Annotated in this window: 16 protein-coding genes; 6 read left to right on the top strand and 10 right to left on the bottom strand. The window is 42.7% G+C overall.

Annotation, left to right across the window (positions count from 1 at the left end; genetic code table 11):
• Positions 1 to 117: 117 nt before the first annotated feature.
• From G337_RS0107280 to apbC, 4 genes are all read right to left on the bottom strand, one after another.
• Positions 118 to 708 (bottom strand): hypothetical protein, encoded by a 591-nt coding sequence (locus G337_RS0107280; protein WP_157619238.1) that lies wholly within the window; start codon positions 706 to 708, stop codon positions 118 to 120.
• A 193-nt stretch (positions 709 to 901) separates the two neighbouring features.
• Positions 902 to 1,705, bottom strand: coding sequence for a DUF2927 domain-containing protein (locus G337_RS0107275; RefSeq protein ID WP_051303050.1), 804 nt, complete (start codon positions 1,703 to 1,705; stop codon positions 902 to 904).
• Between the two features lie 73 nt (positions 1,706 to 1,778).
• Positions 1,779 to 2,030: a DUF2164 domain-containing protein gene (locus G337_RS0107270; protein WP_028863305.1), complete on the bottom strand. Its 252-nt coding sequence runs from the start codon at positions 2,028 to 2,030 to the stop codon at positions 1,779 to 1,781.
• 210 nt (positions 2,031 to 2,240) lie between these two features.
• Positions 2,241 to 3,326: an iron-sulfur cluster carrier protein ApbC gene (apbC, locus tag G337_RS0107265; protein ID WP_028863304.1), complete on the bottom strand. Its 1,086-nt coding sequence runs from the start codon at positions 3,324 to 3,326 to the stop codon at positions 2,241 to 2,243.
• Positions 3,327 to 3,586: 260 nt separating this feature from the next.
• Here apbC and metG point away from each other — a divergent pair, with 260 nt between their 5' ends.
• The 3 genes from metG (at position 3,587) to G337_RS0107250 (ending at position 7,456) form a co-directional block, all read left to right on the top strand.
• Complete coding sequence (metG, locus tag G337_RS0107260; protein ID WP_028863303.1) at positions 3,587 to 5,647, top strand: methionine--tRNA ligase; 2,061 nt, start codon at positions 3,587 to 3,589, stop codon at positions 5,645 to 5,647.
• Positions 5,648 to 5,859: 212 nt separating this feature from the next.
• Entirely contained in the window at positions 5,860 to 6,084 is a 225-nt protein-coding gene (locus G337_RS0107255) for a hypothetical protein (RefSeq protein WP_028863302.1), read from the top strand.
• Positions 6,085 to 6,313: 229 nt separating this feature from the next.
• On the top strand, positions 6,314 to 7,456 hold the full coding sequence (locus tag G337_RS0107250; RefSeq protein ID WP_028863301.1) for a hypothetical protein: 1,143 nt from the start codon (positions 6,314 to 6,316) through the stop codon (positions 7,454 to 7,456).
• Between the two features lie 35 nt (positions 7,457 to 7,491).
• Here the strand turns inward: G337_RS0107250 and G337_RS25775 are convergent, their stop codons facing one another.
• Positions 7,492 to 8,562 (bottom strand): M48 family metallopeptidase, encoded by a 1,071-nt coding sequence (locus tag G337_RS25775; protein WP_051303048.1) that lies wholly within the window; start codon positions 8,560 to 8,562, stop codon positions 7,492 to 7,494.
• Between the two features lie 18 nt (positions 8,563 to 8,580).
• Positions 8,581 to 9,600 (bottom strand): YjgN family protein, encoded by a 1,020-nt coding sequence (locus G337_RS25770; protein WP_051303046.1) that lies wholly within the window; start codon positions 9,598 to 9,600, stop codon positions 8,581 to 8,583.
• 333 nt (positions 9,601 to 9,933) lie between these two features.
• Here G337_RS25770 and G337_RS0107235 point away from each other — a divergent pair, with 333 nt between their 5' ends.
• Positions 9,934 to 10,371 carry a GNAT family N-acetyltransferase gene (locus tag G337_RS0107235; protein ID WP_084605307.1) on the top strand — a complete coding sequence of 146 codons (438 nt, stop codon included), beginning with the start codon at positions 9,934 to 9,936 and terminating at the stop codon, positions 10,369 to 10,371.
• Positions 10,372 to 10,463: 92 nt separating this feature from the next.
• Here G337_RS0107235 and G337_RS0107230 read toward each other — a convergent pair whose 3' ends face one another.
• From G337_RS0107230 to cdd, 3 genes are all read right to left on the bottom strand, one after another.
• Positions 10,464 to 10,883 (bottom strand): tetratricopeptide repeat protein, encoded by a 420-nt coding sequence (locus G337_RS0107230; RefSeq protein ID WP_028863299.1) that lies wholly within the window; start codon positions 10,881 to 10,883, stop codon positions 10,464 to 10,466.
• Between the two features lie 14 nt (positions 10,884 to 10,897).
• On the bottom strand, positions 10,898 to 13,165 hold the full coding sequence (mrcB, locus tag G337_RS0107225; RefSeq protein WP_028863298.1) for a penicillin-binding protein 1B: 2,268 nt from the start codon (positions 13,163 to 13,165) through the stop codon (positions 10,898 to 10,900).
• Between the two features lie 234 nt (positions 13,166 to 13,399).
• The gene (gene cdd / locus G337_RS0107220) at positions 13,400 to 14,293 is read right to left on the bottom strand and encodes a cytidine deaminase (protein ID WP_028863297.1); all 894 of its coding nucleotides are present in this window, start codon (positions 14,291 to 14,293) and stop codon (positions 13,400 to 13,402) included.
• A gap of 259 nt (positions 14,294 to 14,552) precedes the next feature.
• Between cdd and G337_RS0107215 the strand changes: the two genes are divergently transcribed.
• Both G337_RS0107215 and G337_RS25765 read left to right on the top strand, forming a co-directional pair.
• Positions 14,553 to 16,037, top strand: coding sequence for a carboxypeptidase M32 (locus G337_RS0107215; RefSeq protein WP_028863296.1), 1,485 nt, complete (start codon positions 14,553 to 14,555; stop codon positions 16,035 to 16,037).
• A gap of 201 nt (positions 16,038 to 16,238) precedes the next feature.
• Positions 16,239 to 17,891, top strand: coding sequence for a methyl-accepting chemotaxis protein (locus G337_RS25765; protein ID WP_051303044.1), 1,653 nt, complete (start codon positions 16,239 to 16,241; stop codon positions 17,889 to 17,891).
• 16 nt (positions 17,892 to 17,907) lie between these two features.
• On the opposite strand, the gene amaB is transcribed toward G337_RS25765, so the two are convergent.
• Complete coding sequence (gene amaB / locus G337_RS25760; protein ID WP_051303042.1) at positions 17,908 to 19,485, bottom strand: L-piperidine-6-carboxylate dehydrogenase; 1,578 nt, start codon at positions 19,483 to 19,485, stop codon at positions 17,908 to 17,910.
• Between the last annotated feature and the right edge of the window lie 5 nt (positions 19,486 to 19,490).

Below are 19,490 nucleotides of genomic sequence, written 5' to 3'. Positions count from 1 at the left end.
TAAATATGCACCTTACCTTTATTATCCTAGCCGTTAAGCATCTATAGAAAGATCACTTTTAATAATAAATATGATTAAGGGATTCGCGGCTGCAGTTCGTATTACAGCCGCCCGGCTTTAATTCATCTCTTTAAGCTGCTGCAGGGCTGATTCCTTGCCCGCTTGTAATAATTTTTTTTCTTTATTATAAATAGAAACCTGTGTTTCTATCTTCTCTATTAAACGTTTTGTATCCGCACCATATTCAGACATCAGATTAATCCCCTCCTGGGCAATATTTGCTTTTTCTATACTGTCATGCTTCATACAGGAGTTGCGGATCCTATACCATTGATCAATAGAATTAGAGAAAACCTTCTCTGCACTTTCAGCTGACAGGGATGCCTGATGCAGTTTTTTCAAGAACTTATCAACGCTGTCCTGATGCTCTTTAAACTCCTTTTTGAGCATATCTGAGCCGAACATATAAATATTCGCCACCTGGTCAATATTTTTATCCTTAGATAATATAAATGCCGGTTTATTATCAATTCCTTCATTATATAGATCAAACGGCTTAGCAATACGTGTTTCGCTGCCAGCAACTGTTCGAGCAGCTTTTTTGAAATTAACATCCGTACAGTGGTTTTTAGAAAAAGCAGGCGTACTCAGAAAAACCGCTGCTAGTAACAGACTGGAACATACATTTTTAAACATTTTCGATCGCATAATTTACTCATAAAATAACAAAGACTTATTAATTAACAGAATCAGCCGGCGGGCATGCTCAGTTAGGGCCGCTATTTTAGTGCAGTTAAGCTTAGAATTAATTTGATCCTGATACTGTTTTTCTACATTTAATATACAGAAAGATAAAGGAAAATACCGGTCTTAAAGGATCACTATATTACCAGGGGCAATATCACTCACCGACCCAGCTCTTCATGCTGTTATGTAAAACCCGCTGCTGCGCTTGTTTTATCTCATTATGAGAGCGCAGCTGCTTTAATATAGCAGGAAGCTGTACACGAACTTGGGAATCTGTCATGCCGGGTTTTAATTTCGGGTGATAGGCTATTTTTAATAACAGATAATCTAATCCCGTGAGGTAGCTGTCGATACTGCGGTCATTAAATATTGACGGATAAACCAGCTCAGAATCATTAGGCAGGCCCATTAACTGAGTTAACTCTTCAACAACACATTCCACTAACCGCCCGTCCTGACGTGTTTTATCAACGGGAATAACAATTAAACCGCCTATAATTTCCTGCTTTGAGTTTATCTGGTAATTTGCCAGACAAAATGCAGTCTTTAAAATTTCATCTAAATTTTTAATTTTTATATGTTTAAGGATATCTGCTTTCATATTAGCGGCAGAAGTAAAAACAACAATCACATTTGCCTGTGCTTCAGACTCCACAAAATAGATAGGGTGTCCGGTAATGCTCTGCAGATGAGCGGCCTGAACTGAATACAAGCGGCGCTGCAGATCTGCGCTGCCTAACTCGCTTTTTATAAATATTTTCAGCGGACGCTTCCAGCGGCTGAAATTCGATTTTTTGTTACTGGGGTATTCGTGCTTAAGTGCAATTTCAAGAAAACTGCTGCTGATATAACTTTCCTGCTGCCAGTGCGGCTGTGCACTGACCGGGCAGGAGTAGATCCATAAATAACACAGTAGTATATGCAGGGGTATATATTTATGTTTAATCACAAAAAGCATGTTAACTATCCTTAGTTAATATTTCATGAGATAAACGAAACTATTTAATGAATTATACTACTGATTTTAAATCTTAATTAAAGTCCGTCACTTTCTCCAGCTCATAAAATGATTCTGTAATGGTATCTAACTTATCGTCTAATAATGCCCGTGCATCATGAAGTCCCTGGTTATAATAATAGCCCCCTACTTTTTCACTGAAAAAATCCAGTAAGAATTCCGCATCAAAATCACCGATCTCCTGATCTAACTCCTGATCAAAATACTTTTGAATCTGCGCTACCAATAAGGTTTTCTGCTCTCTTGAAAATTCAATATTTGCCATACTCTCTCTCTTGTTAAGACTACTGTTATACCAATTCCGTTAATTGGGTGATCTATTTAAGCGTAGGAAAGATGGATGAAAGCAAGGCATTGATTGCAGTAACTAGTTGTTCTAATTACAAAATCAATAACCAAAACACAAATGTTATTTGTGTTTGACTAGCATTCATTTTAACCAGCATAAATGAATAGATAATTATCGGATTTGCTATTACTTTAATTCAGTAATAGAAATCTGCTCTATCGCCTGGTTTAAATCACGGTATAAATTAATAGATAGATTTTCCGCCAGCGATAAATAGGGAGATATCAGTTCACTTTTCTCATTTTTTGCAACCGTCGGTATACCCTGGTCAGTATCTTCGCGATAACTGATATGCAGCGGCAGCGCACCTAAAAATGGCAGATCAAACTGTTCAGCTAATTTTTTACCGCCGCCGGTACCAAAAATAGCTTCCTGATGACCGCACTGACTGCAGGAATAAAGACTCATATTTTCAACAATGCCGGCAACATTTACGGCAACCTTGTTAAACATGCTGATGCCTTTTTTAGCATCAGTTAATGCAATATCCTGCGGCGTAGTGACCACTAACGCACTAGTCACCGGCACATTCTGAGACATAGTCAGCTGAATATCTCCGGTACCCGGCGGCATATCAACCACTAAATAATCAAGCTCCGGCCAGTCGGTTTCATTTAATACCTGTGCTAATGCTTTACTAGCCATAGGACCGCGCCAGATCATCGCATCTTCTTCGGCAACTAAAAATCCAATGCTGTTACAGGCTAAGCCATGCGCTTCTATCGGCTGCATTAGTTTTCCGTCGGCGCTGCTCGGCTGAGCATCCTTTACTCCCAGCATAGTTGGAATCGAGGGGCCGTAAATATCCGCATCTAACATGCCGACTTTAGCGCCGTTTTCTGCTAAAGCTAAAGCAAGATTAACACTCACGGTTGATTTACCCACCCCGCCTTTACCCGATGCCACCACCAGAATGTTTTTAATATTAGGCAGAGTTGTTTTACTGCTGTTTTTCTGCAGCGCGGCAACCTGATATTTGACCTGCCAGCTTACCGGTTTAGATATGATTTTCTGTAATTCAGCAGCACAAGTCTCCTGTAATAAACTTAACCACTGCGGGGCATAAAAGGGTAAATTTAGAGAGATCTGCGCAGAATCCCGGTCAAATTTAATGCGCTTATTTTCTGCCAGTTTATTAACAATATTGGCTGAATCAGCTGCGCTTAAACAGTCAGTTACCTGTTCGGCGAGATCTTTTTTATTAAACAACATGTTTTGCCCTTTTCAAATTCAGATAGATACCCGTTAGATCTTCATCTTCACGCCTAGAACCTGTTCACCTCACGGCTTGCTGATTTTTGCATATTGAATGATAACGGGTATATCAGCAGTTTAACAAATAAGACACCTATTTCACCCTTAAATAAAACAGGTGATCACCTGACCCTATATAAGTGTGGGATTTCCCGTTAATTTTGGGTAGAATTGCTCCCTCAAAAATTTAGGCTTATCCAAAAGGAATAAAAAATAAAATGGCAAATCAAGACCGTAAGATCCTTGTCACCTGTGCCCTGCCCTATGCAAATGGTCCAATCCATTTAGGTCATATGCTGGAGCACGTTCAAGCTGACATCTGGGTTCGTTTCCAGCGTTTACGTGGTAATAACATCCATTTTATTTGTGCTGACGACGCACACGGCACACCTATTATGCTTAAAGCACAAGAGATGGGCATTAAACCTGAAGAGATGATTGCCGAGATTAAAGCTTCTCACGAAAGTGATTTTAACGGCTTTGATATCAGCTTTGATAACTACCACAGTACGCATAGCGATGAGAATAAAGAGCTGTCTTCGCAGATTTATATCGCACTGCGTGAAAATGGTTTTATCAAAACAAAAACGATCTCACAGCTGTTTGATCCTGAAAAAGAGATGTTTCTGCCGGATCGTTTTGTAAAAGGAACCTGTCCGAAATGTAAGTCTGAAGATCAGTACGGTGACAACTGTGATAACTGCGGCGCAACTTACAGCCCGACAGAGATGATTAATCCAAAATCTGCGGTTTCTGGTGCAACACCAGTAATGAAAGATACTGAGCATTTCTTTTTCGATCTGCCGCAGTTTGAAGATATGTTAAAAGTCTGGACTAAATCAGGCGCACTGCAGACTGAAATGGCTAACAAAGTTGGTGAATGGTTTGAATACGGTTTAAAACAGTGGGATATCACTCGTGATGCGCCTTACTTTGGTTTTGAAATTCCAGATGCGCCGGGTAAATACTTCTATGTATGGTTAGACGCACCAATCGGTTACATGGGCAGCTTCAAGCACCTTTGTGATAAAACAGCCGGTCTTGATTTTGACGAATACTGGAAAAAAGACAGCACCACTGAGCTGTATCACTTCATCGGTAAAGACATAGTTAACTTCCACAGCTTATTCTGGCCTGCTGTTTTAGAGGGCTCTGGTTTCCGTAAACCTACGGGCGTAAATGTACATGGTTATGTAACAGTAAACGGTGCGAAAATGTCTAAGTCTAAAGGTACTTTCATCAAAGCGAGTACTTACTTAGATAATCTCGATCCTGAGTGCTTACGCTATTATTATGCGGCTAAATTAACCAGCCGTATTGACGATTTAGATCTTAATCTTGAGGATTTCACCCAGCGTGTAAACTCGGATGTAGTTAATAAATTAGTGAATCTTGCTTCTCGTACAGCCGGTTTCATTGCTAAAAAATATGACGGCCAGTTATCAGAAACCGTTGCCGAGCCGGAGTTATACCAGTCGTTTATTGATGCAGGTGAAAACATTGCCGCACTGTTTGAGCAGCGTGATTTTGCCCGTGCGATTCGTGAAATTATGACACTGGCTGATCACGCCAATAAATATATTGATGATAAAGCACCGTGGGCATTAGCTAAACAGGAAGGTAAAGAACTGGAAGTACAGGATATCTGTTCAATGGGTATCAATCTGTTCCGTGTGTTAATGACTTACCTGAAACCAATTATGCCGAAACTGGCTGCGCGCAGTGAAGACTTCCTGGCGGAAACACTGGACTGGGAAATCATTAAAGCACCGCTGGCCGGTCACAAAATTAATAAGTTCAAAGCGTTATTCCAGCGTATCGATCCGAAACATGTTGAAGCTATGGTTGATGCATCAAAAGACAGTATCGAAGCGGATAAAGCAGCCAAAGCAGCTGCTGCTGCCGCTGAGCTTGAAGCATCTAAATCTGAGCTTGATAAAGAACCGCTGGCACCGGAGATTGATTTTGATACCTTTGCTAAAACGGATTTACGTGTAGCATTAATCGCCAAAGCCGAGCATGTGCCGAAAGCAAACAAACTGCTGAAACTGACTTTAGATTTAGGCGGTGAAACACGTACAGTATTTGCCGGTATTAAATCAGCTTATAATCCAGAAGACCTTGAAGGTAAACTAACTGTGATGGTTGCGAATTTAGCACCACGCAAGATGAAGTTTGGTTTATCTGAAGGTATGGTATTAGCGGCAGGTCCAGGCGGTAAAGAGATCCATATCCTGAATCCTGATGACGGTGCAAAACCAGGTCAGCGTATTATGTAATAGTATCTGCTCGATTTATTCGAGCTGATTTATACATTTATAAAGCCTCAAGTTATTAGAATAGCTTGGGGCTTTTTTGTCCCCCCGCTACAAATATGAAATTTTCCTTGTTTTGATAATCCCCCCCCTCTATAGAACATAACCATTTGATAAACGGAGAAAACAGAACTAAAGTTTATTTTTAAAATGAATCTTTTTTGAGGGGAAATACTATGACTAATTCCGTTACCAAAATAGAGTGTGAGAACTGCGGTAAGCCGTTTATTGGTGTATTTCGCGGCTTATTTGATGTAAGCAAAACATATACAGCAACGTGCCCGTCATGTGAAGAGCAGGTATTCTTTCAAGGTCTTGTCACGCTTATTGACGAGGAAGTCCCTGATAATGCCGTAGAAATTATGTACGCTTCGGTTATTTGCGGGACATCAGACACATAATAAGAGCCGTCACTGCAGCCGGAAGAAAAACAGGAGAAGATCTTGTATTTTGCTTTTAAAGGCCAAGTACAAGACCTCTCTACGTCAAGTTCGTCGAAGAAGTAACACGCAGAACCTGCATCAACTTTGACAATTGCAAAGCTAAAGCTTTAAACGTCTGTATTCCCCACAATTAACAAACCCCTCTATAGTTATATTATGTCTAAACCCAGATCACTAACGGGGTAATATGAAAATCGAGTATTTATCCGAATCCAATCCAGACTATAAATGCTTAGAAGAGTATATCTCAAATGGAAGCTTTGGCTCTGCCGCTGAGCAGTGGCTTATAGATGCACAAACAGAAAACAAGCTGGGGATAGAAAATCTGAAATCCCAGTCTGCTGAACTTTTTTCACAAGAGGAAACAGGCTCGGAGATTGAACATCTATTTAGTTCAAAAATTGCAGTTCCCACTAAATATGATTCATTATTACAATATTCTATTGTTTCTGCCCTGATGAATAAAATAAAGAGTTCTGCAGAAATACTTGCGCTGAATAATCAACAGGTTCCCTGTTTTACATCCCTGCCTACTGGAGAAGGCAATGCATCAGCATTAAAACTTCCTGGTTCATCGAAAGTTTTTTTACTTTTTGATTCTCACTTATTTACATTTTGTCATCTGTTTTCCAAGGCTTTTTCCTTGTGTTTACCTATCAGCGTCAATGAAGATGATAATGTTAAGTACTCCGTTGAACTAGCGAAGCTAAAGTCTCATATCGAAAATAACAACAATCAATGTGTAGACAGAGTTCAGGATCTTCTACATTGTTTTTGTGTAAATAAAAGGCCTGTAGAGACAAAAGCATATCAGGCTCCAGAGGATTATCTGCCGTTAATTAATGTACTCAAAGACGGCATGCAGCTGATGATCGTCGGCCATGAATTCGGCCACCTCTGTTCAGGGCATTTAGATAAAGAGCTTCAGTTTGCAGTAATAAACTCTGCTATCGAAGATGATCTAAGTGATCAGCATACTAAAGAATATGAAGCAGACTTTTTAGGCGCGCTTTTAGCCTTACAGGCGCTTAACTCCGACGGCAGAGACGTGGTTCTTTCATATACTGCAGTCGAACTGTTTTATTCCGCCATGATCCTGTGTGCCAGATACTCCCGCTATACTTTGGGCAAAAAAAATAAACATTTTGAAGAAGCTGAAAGTGCCGCACACCCCACATTTATAAATCGAAAACATCTTATTCGTCATGCTATTAAAAATGTTGAAGGCATTGAAAAATATAGAGATGCTATAGATATTCTGGGTGAGTTTTCTGATCAGTGTGTAGATATGTTATGGATGGAGATAATTAAAAAATGCTCTAGCAAGTAAAACTACCAGCTAGAGCAGCACAGCCGTCGTATTTTCTAATGGGCTTGAAGTTTATTTTTATACTGCTCGGCAAATTCAACTCTTTGCTTCGTTGTTGGATGAGTAGATAAAAACTCTGATTTTGAATACTTTAATAGCCTTGACTGTTCCTTCTTGTTCTCTAAGCGCTGCATAATAAGAATAAAGCTGTCAAGCGGCAGATCAAAACCGTGAAGCTGATCCAGCGCATAGGTATCCGCTTCTGTTTCAAACTCTCGAGAATAAGATAAATCCACTAATAATGTCGGCAAACCGGTAATTAAATCAAATGTTTCAACATCACCAGTAATAAATATTACCGCAAGACTCACCATCGAGCCCTGGAGCATGCGCCGTAACATATGTTTATGCTCAAGATGGCCTAATTCATGAAAAAGTACAGCTAACAACTCATCATCACTTTCCGTTAATTCAACCAGCTCATCAGTAAAAACTATTTCTCCTCCGGGTAATGCAAGCGCATTAGCTCCCATTCCCGATCGAAATACAAGCTTAGGCTTTAATCTTGCGTGAGCTTTAATATAAGGCCGAAATAAATACTCTATATGCTGACGGCGCGATTCATCAAGCTCCGAAGGCTCAAAGAGTGTTGCATCAAGAAGCGCCATGCTGCTGGCGCTGTTTTCAGCAGCAAATTCCGGTAACTGATAAGCAATAGTTTCAGACAGCTTAGGGATGCCGTAAGCAAACGTTGCCCAGACAATTGCAGCCGCCGCAAAAGTAAAAAGCAGTACAAAGGATAAATTTGTTTCTAACTTATGCAGCAGAGAAGTAGATTTTGACTGGCTGAAAACAGCAGCTAGCTGCGAAATACCACTATGATCTTCAGTAATAAATAACTCATTATCACCAAAAGAAATTTCTCTTGGCGTATTACCAAGCGGAGCACTAATTTTTAACTGTGAAAATTCCACTGAAAAGAGTGTTTCAGAATCTATAGAGTCAATGTTCGCCTGACCTTCTTCATCTTTCACAAAACTGAGCAGTTCACTGTTATTCACAGCCAGCAAACGCACTTTATGGCGTCTGCTGGTCTTTCCATCTAAATAAATACCTGAAATATACATATGATTAATGATTCTTATTTATGCGAAATCAAATACTTGTCCAAACTCTTCACCAAGCGCGCTGACATTTTCTTTTTCTGCTGCAGAAAATCCTTGTAAATCTCCCGCCGCATGCATAACTAAACAAGAACTAATATATTTGGCTATTCTTACTTTTGCTGCCGGAAGGTATAAACCGAAGGTAATTAAGGTAAAGAACAGGTTTAATAAAATGACTTTAGTTAAAGCAGCCATAGTAAAATCTGCTTCAAAACCATGATCTAAAAGAGAGGTGCTTTTATAAAATAGATTACCCGCTGATACGCTGAAATAAACGATCACTGCAAAGTAAGCACACATCACAAGAAACATGGATAAAAAAGACAGTGCAGGAATAAAATAACTAATAATAACAATAGGTACAGCGCAGGCAAAGGCGATACCAATTGCAGTCAAAAATATCACTGCATAGTCTTTATAAGTCGCTTGAAAACTAAACTTGCTTGTCCCGTAAGCGCTGTTATTAATCACATATTCGTTAGACTTTAAAATAGCTAAGGGTAATAAAATTCCCAGCGTTAAAACACCAAGTAAAGGCCAGATAAAAATTACCATAGCAGCCTGACCATAAGAGCCCTTAAAACGAAACTGAATATTTGCGTAAGCCGACATGCGATGATTAAATTCAAGTGATTTATTCACAAAATAGGGCATTGAAATAAACAGCAGTGCTAACAAAACAAGACCAGCCGCCGGGTTGGTTTGTGATACTGCTTGAAAAATAATAAATGCGATAACAGCAATAACCCGCCCTTTTAATATTACGACAGGATCAGCTAAATAACTAAAGTTGGAATTATTAAGGTACAAATTAGAATAAAAGTACTGGTTAGTTCTAACTTTTGCCCAGGCAGAATAAATACCCAGGGTGACAATTGTCAGCAGTACATTGACGATCCATATTTTAAAGTACTCAGTACCGTCACCACGAAATTCGAAAGCTAATTTTTCCCTGCTGCCGGCAGCCGCCTGCTCTATTTCAGTAGAAATAGTGTCCATATAAAACATTCCTTATTTTAATAAATTGTATTTTTAAAGGGGTAAAAAATAATTACACTGCTAAACCAGCTCATCTATCTGCCTAAAAACAGACAAAAAAACAATCAAACATAAAGCCGGTAAAAATCAACGCGATGATATACAAAACAAAACATCAACACAAGGTGATTGACACATTTATAATTAAAACACTGAACAGCAAAATTTTTGCTGATATGTGTATTTATCCCCGTTATCATTTAAGATACAAAAATCAGCAAATTCTGAGCTGAACAGCTTCTAGACGTGAAGGTGAAGCTCTAACAGTTATAAGCATCAACTCTCTGGGGTGATATGAAGGTGAAAATTGTTGTAGATAAAAATCAGGACTCAATCGAAATTTCTCAAAAAATACGTTATGAAGTATTTGTCCAAGAACAAGGCATCCCCTTAGAATTAGATTTAGACGGGCTTGATAAACATTCATACCATGCACTGGCATATATAAATGATAGCGCTGTCGGTTCAGCCAGGCTGGCTCTGCTGGAAAATAATAAGGCCGTGATGGCTCGAGTGGCTATAACAAAAGCCCATAGAGGTAAGGGAATCGCAGCTGAGCTTATCGAATCATTATTAGTTAAAGCCGGGCAGTTAAATATAAACAGCATAGAGATCCACGCTCATGAATATCTAAAAGAATATTATAAAACGTTCGGCTTTAATTATATTAAACAGGTTGAAAAAGTGGGTGAACACCAGTTAATTGAGATGCGTCTAACACGGAAGAACTAATGGAAACTCCATTGTCCCGCTACATTAAAAAAGTACTTAATACGCGCAGGAAGAATTAACTGCAGACTCACTTAAAAACAAACTATTAAGACTTACTGCGCAGTGCTTAGATCCAGCAGCGCTTGTGCCTGCCTGCGAAGCATGCCTTCCGCCCCCAGGCTAATAGATTTCTGCGCAAGCGTTCGCGCTAAATTATCACTGCCCTGCTTGTAATACAGTTCGGCCAGGCGGTAATAACTTTCCGGGTAACGCGGGGCAATGCGAATCGCCCTCTCCAGAGAAGCAATAGCGGCTGCGCGGTTCTGGTTATCTTCCTGCTGTTCGGCCCGCTCCAATAAAGAAGCAACTGCACCCGGCGCTTCAGCGGCACTGTCGACCGGTGCCGGCTGAGGTTTAACTATCGGTTCCGGCGCCTGAGTCTTTGCCGGCGCTTGTTTATCCTGCGGCAGCGTTGAACAGGCGGCTAAAAACCACGGTAAACACAGCAGAGCTGATTTTTTAAGTAAATTCACAAGTTATCTCTTATCTATTTTATTAAATCGCTGAACCAGTCGATAATTTTATCCACTCCGCGGCTGCAGCGGATTTCCTCTTGAGGCTGAAACCCGTTAATAAAAGGCACCGGAAGTGCATTATCACAGGACTCCTGACTACCCAGGCCACTGTCTCGATCAACCCAGCTTATGATGATATCCTGCGGCGGTAAATTCTGCACAGGCAGGTCTGAGCGCTGCGCAAAGATATCCGCCCAGACCCGCAGCGCACCGCTGGAGCCGGTTAATCCGGTATTCTTATTATCGTCACGCCCTAACCAGACAACCGCCATCATATCACCGGAAAAACCGGCAAACCAACTGTCACGCAGATCATTAGTGGTCCCGGTTTTACCGGCGACTGCGAATTCGGGCAGCAGCCGCTGCAGCGCTTTAGCAGTACCTTCATGAGTCACCGCCTGCATTGCATAACGCAGCAGGTAGATTGAATCAGCCTCAAAGCGCTGTTCGACCTGCAGCGGATAACGGGTTAACACCTTACCTCCGGGTTTTGTAACCGAATTAATGGTCATCAAAGGCGTATAAAAACCATCCGCTGAAAGAGTCTGATAGATCTGCGCAACCTCAATGGGCGCCATATCTACAGCACCCAAGGTAAGCGACGGTAGAGCCTTGTCACGCGGCTCTGCTCCAAGGCGATGCAGCGTATCAGATATCTTATCCAGACCTATGGTATTACCCAGGCGTGCCGTTGCCTGATTATATGAATTTGCTAACGCCTTATACAGCAGCACCTCACCATGACTCTTTTTGTCATAATTTTTCGGTGACCACTGTCTGCCGTTACCCTGTGTCAGAGTAAAGGGATCATCACTGAGCGGCGTGGCGAGATTATATACTTCAGGCTGTTCAAGCGCAGTCAGATAAACAGCAGGTTTAATTAACGAGCCGACCTGGCGGGATGCATCCAGCGCACGGTTGAAACCGGCATAACTGCCGTCACGTCCGCCGACAACCGCAATCACCGCACCGGTATTCGGGCTAGTAACCACCACTGCACCTTCAAGCTCTGCACCGTGTCCGGCAGACTCCTGTTTAGTAAGCACTTTTTTCAGACTGGACTGGGCGCTTTCCTGCACCAGGGGATCAAAGTGAGTAAAAATAGACAGGCCGGTAGAATTAAGATCTTCGACTTTATAATCCCGCAGCAGCTGACGGCGTACCAGATCCAGATAAGCCGGATAACGTTTACTGCCGGCAGCGCTGCGCTCACCGATCCCCAGCGGCTGTTTTTTTGCCTGCTCAGCTGAAGCAGTATCTAGAGTGTTTTCGCGTACCGCGATATCCAATACTAAATTACGACGATTTAAGGCGCGTTCAGGGTTGCGCCAGGGATTGTAATAACTCGCTCCGCGCACTAAAGCAACCAGCAGTGCCTGCTGATCCAGCGGCAGATCGGCCAAGGGACGTCGAAAGTAATACTGACTGGCTAAACCAAAACCATGAATAGCACGCGGTCCGTCCTGACCAAGGTAAATTTCATTAATATACCCCTCTAAAATTTCATCTTTACTGAAACGCATCTCCAGCAGCAGTGCCATCAATGCTTCCTGCGCCTTGCGTGACAGCGTCTGCTCTGAGCTAAGGTAATAATTTTTAATCAGCTGCTGGGTCAGTGTCGAAGCCCCCTGGGAAATACCGCCCTTTTTAATATTGGCAGCTGCTGCACGGATAATACCGCGCAATGAAATACCATAGTGCTCATAAAAACCAGCATCTTCAACAGCCACCAGCATTTTCTGCAGTGAAAGCGGCACTTCAGACAACTGTACCAGTAATCGGTCTTCATTATGAGCCGGGTAAATACCGCCGATCACTGCAGGTTCCAGGCGCAGTAATGCTGCTCCGTCATCACTATTAAGAGCAGTTATCACACCATTTTTCAGGGTTAATTCTATCTTACGGGCAGGCTCAAGCTCGTCACTGAACTGAAATCCAGGAGTGTATATTTTTACTTTATTAGTACTGAAAACAGCCTGTCCGGGTTTGTTAAGCTGGGATACAAAATGATACCCCAGCAGGTTCAGTTCCGTTTTTAAATCTGCAGCTGTTAACTGCGCCCCCTGATATATTTCCAGCGGACGCGCATAAACAGTCGAAGGCACCAACCATTTTTTTCCGGCAAAAGTTGAACGGATTGTGTTGTCCAGATAGAGCATAACTGCCAGCCCGGCTAGAGCGCCCGTCAGCAGCAAAGCCCAGTAAAAGCGACCCTTAAGTTTTTTGTTTTTATTAAGCAAATCTACCTCTTTACAGTCTCAGCAGCACAAATGTTTCAAAAATATCGGCATAAAAATCCAAACATAAGGATACCTCAGCTGGACGCTGATAATAACAAAAAATAAAAATCGGGATTGAATAGATGACCGAGTGCTAAAAAGGGAAGGTAATAAAAGATAAAACTGAATAGCTATTACTGAGTGTGTTTAAAAAGATAAGCACATGCTTTTATGTGCTTATCTTATTTTCTGCTGTTACTGTGCTAGAAGCAGCTGGTAGCTGTCAATGCTGATATCAGCAAGCAGAGTCTGCGTTGCCTGAGCATGGCTCATTTTTGTATCTGCTTTTTCTACCAGAATCACATTGGTGATATCACTGAGCGCAAAACCGGCTAAGTTCAAATTAATTAATGCCGACTGCAGCGGTGATAACGACGGATTAAAGGCCGCATTTTCAATGTAACGTCCGCTGATGATAACACCGTTCTTAGTTTGTAAAGCAATACCTGCATGACAATGGCTGTAAGGAGCATAGCTGCTGTTTGCCGCATCTAATGCAGCCTGCGCTAACTCAGTATCATCAGCCTGCTGCAGTTCCAGAGATGCCGGCTCAGCCGCCAGCAGCGGCGAGGTAATACCAAGATCGATAGGACCAAATGAATCTGGTAATAATGTAGATAATAACTTATTGCCGCTAGCAGCTAAATTTACCGTTAATTTATCTGCACAGTTTAATTCATTCATAAACTGGCGGCAGTGACCGCAGGGACTTGCCGTAACCGTAACATCAACAATACCCGATTCCTGATGGCTGAAGACATTATTAATAGCAGCTTGTTCAGCGTGTATACTGTTAAATAAAGCCTGATTAGTAAATTCGTAGTTGGCACCGAAATATAAATTACCGGAAGTACCGCGTGCAATCGCGCCGACATTAAAGTCAGAGATAGGGGCAACTGAATAAACAGCGGCCAGGGGTAGTAAGCTCAACAGCAGTTCAGACATTTCAAGTGCCGAGTTCTGCTGTAATAATTCAACCTCTTCCGCTTTAATCACACCGCCGAAATTATCACGGCTGATAATCGGAAAAACATGACTCTGCAGAGGTTCAGGTAAGCGTTCGAGCGCTGTAAGGAGTTTTTGCTGCATAAATATAACCTTGTTAATAAGTGGCTCTCAATAGAAACGAGATGTTCTATCTGAGAGAGGACTTTGCTACTAATAAATATAAATTACAATACTTTCATGCCATTAACGGGGGCAGATCTCAAAAATTGGACCGCTGATGCTCCTGTGCCTTTTAAAACAGCAAGAACAGCCGGCAAACGGGCTCCTCCATTAATAATGTTTTGAATTGATTATCTGTTACGATATAGCGATATAACACGTTCATGCCACAGGATAAAAAATGAGCCATTACAAAAAACTTTGCGACCATTATAAAAAAATATCTAATTTCAACCATCTGTCGGCAATCGGCAGCTGGGACCAGGCGGTGATGATGCCTGCAGGCGGTAATGAATCGCGCTCCAGCGCAATGGCAGAACTGTCCCTGCATATCCATCAGTTAGCAACGGCCCCGCATCTTGGCGAACTGTTTGATAAAGCCGCATCAGAAGATCTCAGTCAGGTTGAATCAGCTAGTCTGCGGGAAATGAAAAATCAATGGCAGAAGTCAACCGTATTACCCGATGATTTAGTCGCAGCGCAGTCGTTAGCCGGGTCTAAATGTGAACATGCCTGGCGCACGCAGCGCGGTAATAATGACTGGTCAGGTTTTGCGCAGAATTTTAAAGAGGTTGTCAGCTTATCTCAAGAAGAAGCGAAGATCCGGGCTGATGCATCTGACAAAACCCCCTACGATGCCATGCTGGATCTTTATGAACCCGGCGTTTCATGCGGGCAGCTGGATGATATTTTCGGCAGCTTAAAAACCTGGTTACCGGAATTAACCAAGAAAATTCAACAAAAACAGGCAGGTGAAACCTTTATTAAACCCACTGAAGTGTATTCAGCTGAAGAGCAGAAACTGCTTGGTTTAGATATTATGAAACTGCTTAATTTCGACTTTAATCACGGACGTTTAGATATCAGTTCACACCCGTTCTGCGGCGGAGTAAGCCAGGATGTGCGAATCACCACCCGTTATGATGAAGCAGATTTTGTACAGTCATTAATGGGCATTGTCCATGAAACCGGCCATGCTCGTTATGAGCAGGGACTGCCCGATTCATTAAAAGGTCTGCCCGTTGGCCAGGCACGCTCCATGGGTATCCATGAATCACAAAGTCTGTTTTTTGAAATGCAGTTAGGACGCAGCAGTGAATTTATCAATCAGCTGGTACCGCTGGCATTAAAGCATTTCCCCGATAATAATCCAGCGGTATTTGAAGCGGCTAACCTGCAGAAAATTTATACCCGTGTGGCACCAGGTTTGATTCGCGTCGATGCAGATGAAGTCACCTACCCTGCACATGTAATTTTACGTTATGAAATTGAGCGAGACTTAATGAACGGTAAAATCGGCTGTCAGGATATCCCGGAATTATGGGATGTTAAAATGCAGCAGTATTTAGGTATTTCTACAGCAGGTAATTATAAAGACGGCTGTATGCAGGATATCCACTGGACTGACGGTTCATTCGGTTATTTTCCAAGTTATACATTAGGCGCCATCTATGCGGCACAGTTTATGGCATCAATGCACAAAGAAATAGATGTAGCCGCTTGTATCGCAGCTCAGTCATTAAACCCGATTTTCAACTGGCTGCACAATAATATCTGGAGCAAAGCAAGTTCGTTAACAACCAGCGAATTAGTAAAACAAGCAAGCGGTGAAGAACTTAATGCAGCTCACTTTAAAAAACACCTGGAGCAGAGATACTTAGGCTGATTTGCAGCCTAACAGAAATAATAATATCAGGGCGGCTTACTGTAGAAGTTTGTCCCCTGTCAGATAAAAGAATTTACCTCTTCCCCGCACAAAAAACACTCATAGTTAGACATTAAGATCCCAAATACAAAAAGTTCAGCATATCAATAGGAAATAATGCTCTATAATTGCAGTGAAAAAATATTTACTGAGGATAATCCAATGTTACGCTCATTTAAATTATTCACGCAGCTGCTGTTAGTCATACTGCCCGCCATCTTATTAGCACAATTTATCAATTTTCAGATCACCTCCAGCTACATGGAAAAAGTATTATTAGAAACGGATCAAAGTGAGTTAATGAACGGCTTTTATCAAATACAGGGGTTAAGCTCCGTTGTAACGTTTCTGTTGTTAGCGGCGCTTATCTGGCTGCTGGCCCGCCACGTAATGAGGCCGATGCACAAGGTTATAAGCACACTAAATAATATTGCCGAAGGAGATGGTGACCTTTCCATTCGCCTTAATGAAGACGGTAAAGATGAAATTGCGCAGCTTGCGCAGGCTCTTAACCATGTCACCCATAAAATGGACAAGACTGTCCACTCGGTTAATACCTCAACTAATAAACTTGTACATAATATTATCACCCAGACAATGCTTGCCGATTCAACCAGTACCGGAGTCAGCTCACAGCAGCAGAAAACCGAGCAGGTTGCCGCCGCACTTAACGAAATGTCTGCAACGGTTAATGAGATAACACAAAACACTTCACAGGCGGCGGATGCGGCGGCCAAAACCAACCAGGAAGCGCTAAAAGGTAAAGAAGCTTCATATAACGCGGTGCAGTCCATCGACTCTCTTGCTCAAGAAATGGACCAGGCTGTAGCATCAATTCAGCGGGTTAAGGATGACAGCCAGCGTATAGGAAGTGTTCTCGATGTTATTAAAAATATTGCCGAGCAGACTAACTTATTAGCACTCAATGCGGCTATAGAAGCAGCCAGAGCCGGCGAGTCCGGCAGAGGGTTTGCAGTGGTTGCCGATGAAGTAAGGACATTAGCCTCACGAACGCAGGCATCAACCGAAGAAATAAACGAAATGATCAACAGCCTGCAGGCTGCTGTAAGCAGTGCCAATGACACAATGAACAACAGCCATGCACAAGTTCAAAAAACTGTCACCCTGGTAGCGGATGCGGGACAAGGGTTAGCAGACATCAGTTTTTCTATCGGAACCATTGATGATATGAATAATCAGATTGCAACAGCCTCAGAAGAGCAGGCAGTAGTAACAGAGGATATCAACCGCAATGTCAGCGCGATTACCGAAGAAGCAGTGCATACCAGTAATAATGCCAGAGACAGCATGCTGGAGTCAGTGGACATCTCCACGGCAATAGAAAAAATGTTAATTCTAATCAGTCAGTTTAAAACTTCAAATGATATAGAACTGCAGCTGATGCGGGCTAAATCAAGTCATTCACTTTGGAAAGTAAAGATCAAAAGTTATCTGAACGGCTATCTGCAGCTTGATGCAGCTGTTGTGTCCAATCATCATAAATGTGCATTTGGAAAGTGGTTCGACAGTCCCGGCGTTAGAGAACAGTTTCCCGATGAATGCGTATCGGAAATTAACAGCCGGCACAAACTATTACATCAGAGCGTAGGTAAAATTATCGCCTGCAAAGAAAAAAGTGAATTTACACAGGCAGACCTGGAGTACCAGCAGTTAATCGCTTATTCTGATTCTGTTGTAGCGCTTCTTGATCAGTTAATAACAGCAGTACAGAATAAAAACCAGTCTCCACCCGACGATACTGCCGCAGATTTAGACGAGCAGCCGGAGACTCAGAACAAGGCTCAATATGTATGATGACAGGTGCCGGCAGCTAAGGTTTAGAGGGCTTCGGCACACGGGGCTGAACGCTAGTTTCAGGTAATTCAAAACTAATGCCCTGCGCCAGAGGCAGTTCACTGCCGTAATTAATAGTATTAGTGCAGCGGCGCATGTAGTTTTTCCAGGCATCGGAGCCGCTTTCCCGGCCGCCGCCGGTGTCTTTTTCCCCGCCGAAAGCCCCCCCTATTTCTGCACCGGAAGTCCCTATATTGACATTAGCAATGCCGCAGTCCGAACCTTTAGCGCTTAAAAACAGCTCTGCTTCACCGATATCCCGGGTGAAAATCGCTGATGAGAGACCTTGATCTACACTGTTATGATCTTTTATAGCCTGCTCTAAAGAGTGGTAGCTGTGAATATATAACAAAGGAGCAAAGGTTTCCTGCTGCACAATCTCCGCCTGTGCATCTATTTCAACAATGGCAGGGCTAATATAAAAACCTTTTTTATCAGTGATAACCTGTCCTCCGCAGAGCAGTTTCCCTCCCTGTTCAACGGCAGCCTTAATGCCTGCCAGCATCACTTCGACTGCCTGCTGATTAATAACCGGCCCCATTAAATTATTCTGATCAAAGGGATCACCGATTTTAACCGTGGCATAAACCGCCTGCAGTTTAGTTATAATATCTTCCTTAAGAGTGTGTTCAACAAAAAGCCGTCTCAGCGTAGTGCAGCGCTGTCCGCTGGTACCTAAGGCAGAAAAAGTAATTGCCCTAACAGCCAGCTCTAAATCAGCACTGGGGCAGACGATCATCGCATTATTGCCGCCGAGTTCCAGCAGCGAGCGTCCCATTCTAGCTGCAACTCTTGTTCCCACAGCCCGCCCCATTGCACAGGAGCCCGTGGCGGAGACTAAAGCTGCTTTCTTATGATCAACCAGCATTTCCACCTGCGCTTTTCCACCAAAAACCACACTGCTGAGTGCGGGATCCGCACCAAATTCATCAATCGCCTCTAATAACAGAGCGTGACAGGCTAAAGCACTTAACGGACACTGGCTCGATGGTTTCCAGATTAAGCTGTTGCCGCAGACTAATGCCAGTGCGGCATTCCAGCCCCATACCGCCATCGGAAAATTAAACGCGGTGATCACCAGCACCGGCCCTAGCGGGTGCCACTGCTCCATCATACGGTGATCCGTTCTTTCTGTGGCTATGGTCAAACCATAAAGCTGCCTGGACAGGCCTACTGCAAAGTCACAGACATCAATCAGTTCCTGCACTTCTCCAAGACTTTCCTGCACAGGTTTGCCCGCTTCTAGAGTGATAATGCGCGCCAGAGGCTCCTTGAATTTTCTCACTCGTCCGGCAAATAAGCGCACTAGTTCACCACGTTTCGGCGCAGGTACTGCTGACCACTGCTGATATGCCTGACGGGCGCTTTCCAGCACGGTATTGATCTGCTCCTGCGAAGCAAGTCCAATAGCGGCAAACACTGCGCCGTCATTAGGGCTGACCACTTCTTTACAACTACTCCCGGCTAAACGCTTTTCGCCGATATAAGCACTGCCGTAATGATGATTTTTATCATAAAGACGGGCAAGAACTGACTTAAAAGGAATATTCTGCATAATAA

It is taken from the genome of Psychromonas aquimarina ATCC BAA-1526 (genome assembly GCF_000428725.1).
In the GTDB taxonomy this organism is placed as follows: Bacteria; Pseudomonadota; Gammaproteobacteria; order Enterobacterales; family Psychromonadaceae; genus Psychromonas; species Psychromonas aquimarina.
The sequence above is the reverse complement of the archived record's forward strand: the minus strand, read 5'-3'. Positions and strand labels throughout refer to the sequence as shown.

Coding starts and splice junctions, on each gene's coding strand:
- G337_RS0107280 (WP_157619238.1), bottom strand. CDS start 708: ATGCGATCGAAAATGTTTAAAAATGTATGTTCCAGTCTGTTACTAGCA.
- G337_RS0107275 (WP_051303050.1), bottom strand. CDS start 1,705: ATGCTTTTTGTGATTAAACATAAATATATACCCCTGCATATACTACTG.
- G337_RS0107270 (WP_028863305.1), bottom strand. CDS start 2,030: ATGGCAAATATTGAATTTTCAAGAGAGCAGAAAACCTTATTGGTAGCG.
- apbC (WP_028863304.1), bottom strand. CDS start 3,326: ATGTTGTTTAATAAAAAAGATCTCGCCGAACAGGTAACTGACTGTTTA.
- metG (WP_028863303.1), top strand. CDS start 3,587: ATGGCAAATCAAGACCGTAAGATCCTTGTCACCTGTGCCCTGCCCTAT.
- G337_RS0107255 (WP_028863302.1), top strand. CDS start 5,860: ATGACTAATTCCGTTACCAAAATAGAGTGTGAGAACTGCGGTAAGCCG.
- G337_RS0107250 (WP_028863301.1), top strand. CDS start 6,314: ATGAAAATCGAGTATTTATCCGAATCCAATCCAGACTATAAATGCTTA.
- G337_RS25775 (WP_051303048.1), bottom strand. CDS start 8,562: ATGTATATTTCAGGTATTTATTTAGATGGAAAGACCAGCAGACGCCAT.
- G337_RS25770 (WP_051303046.1), bottom strand. CDS start 9,600: ATGGACACTATTTCTACTGAAATAGAGCAGGCGGCTGCCGGCAGCAGG.
- G337_RS0107235 (WP_084605307.1), top strand. CDS start 9,934: ATGAAGGTGAAAATTGTTGTAGATAAAAATCAGGACTCAATCGAAATT.
- cdd (WP_028863297.1), bottom strand. CDS start 14,293: ATGCAGCAAAAACTCCTTACAGCGCTCGAACGCTTACCTGAACCTCTG.
- G337_RS0107215 (WP_028863296.1), top strand. CDS start 14,553: ATGAGCCATTACAAAAAACTTTGCGACCATTATAAAAAAATATCTAAT.
- G337_RS25765 (WP_051303044.1), top strand. CDS start 16,239: ATGTTACGCTCATTTAAATTATTCACGCAGCTGCTGTTAGTCATACTG.
- amaB (WP_051303042.1), bottom strand. CDS start 19,485: ATGCAGAATATTCCTTTTAAGTCAGTTCTTGCCCGTCTTTATGATAAA.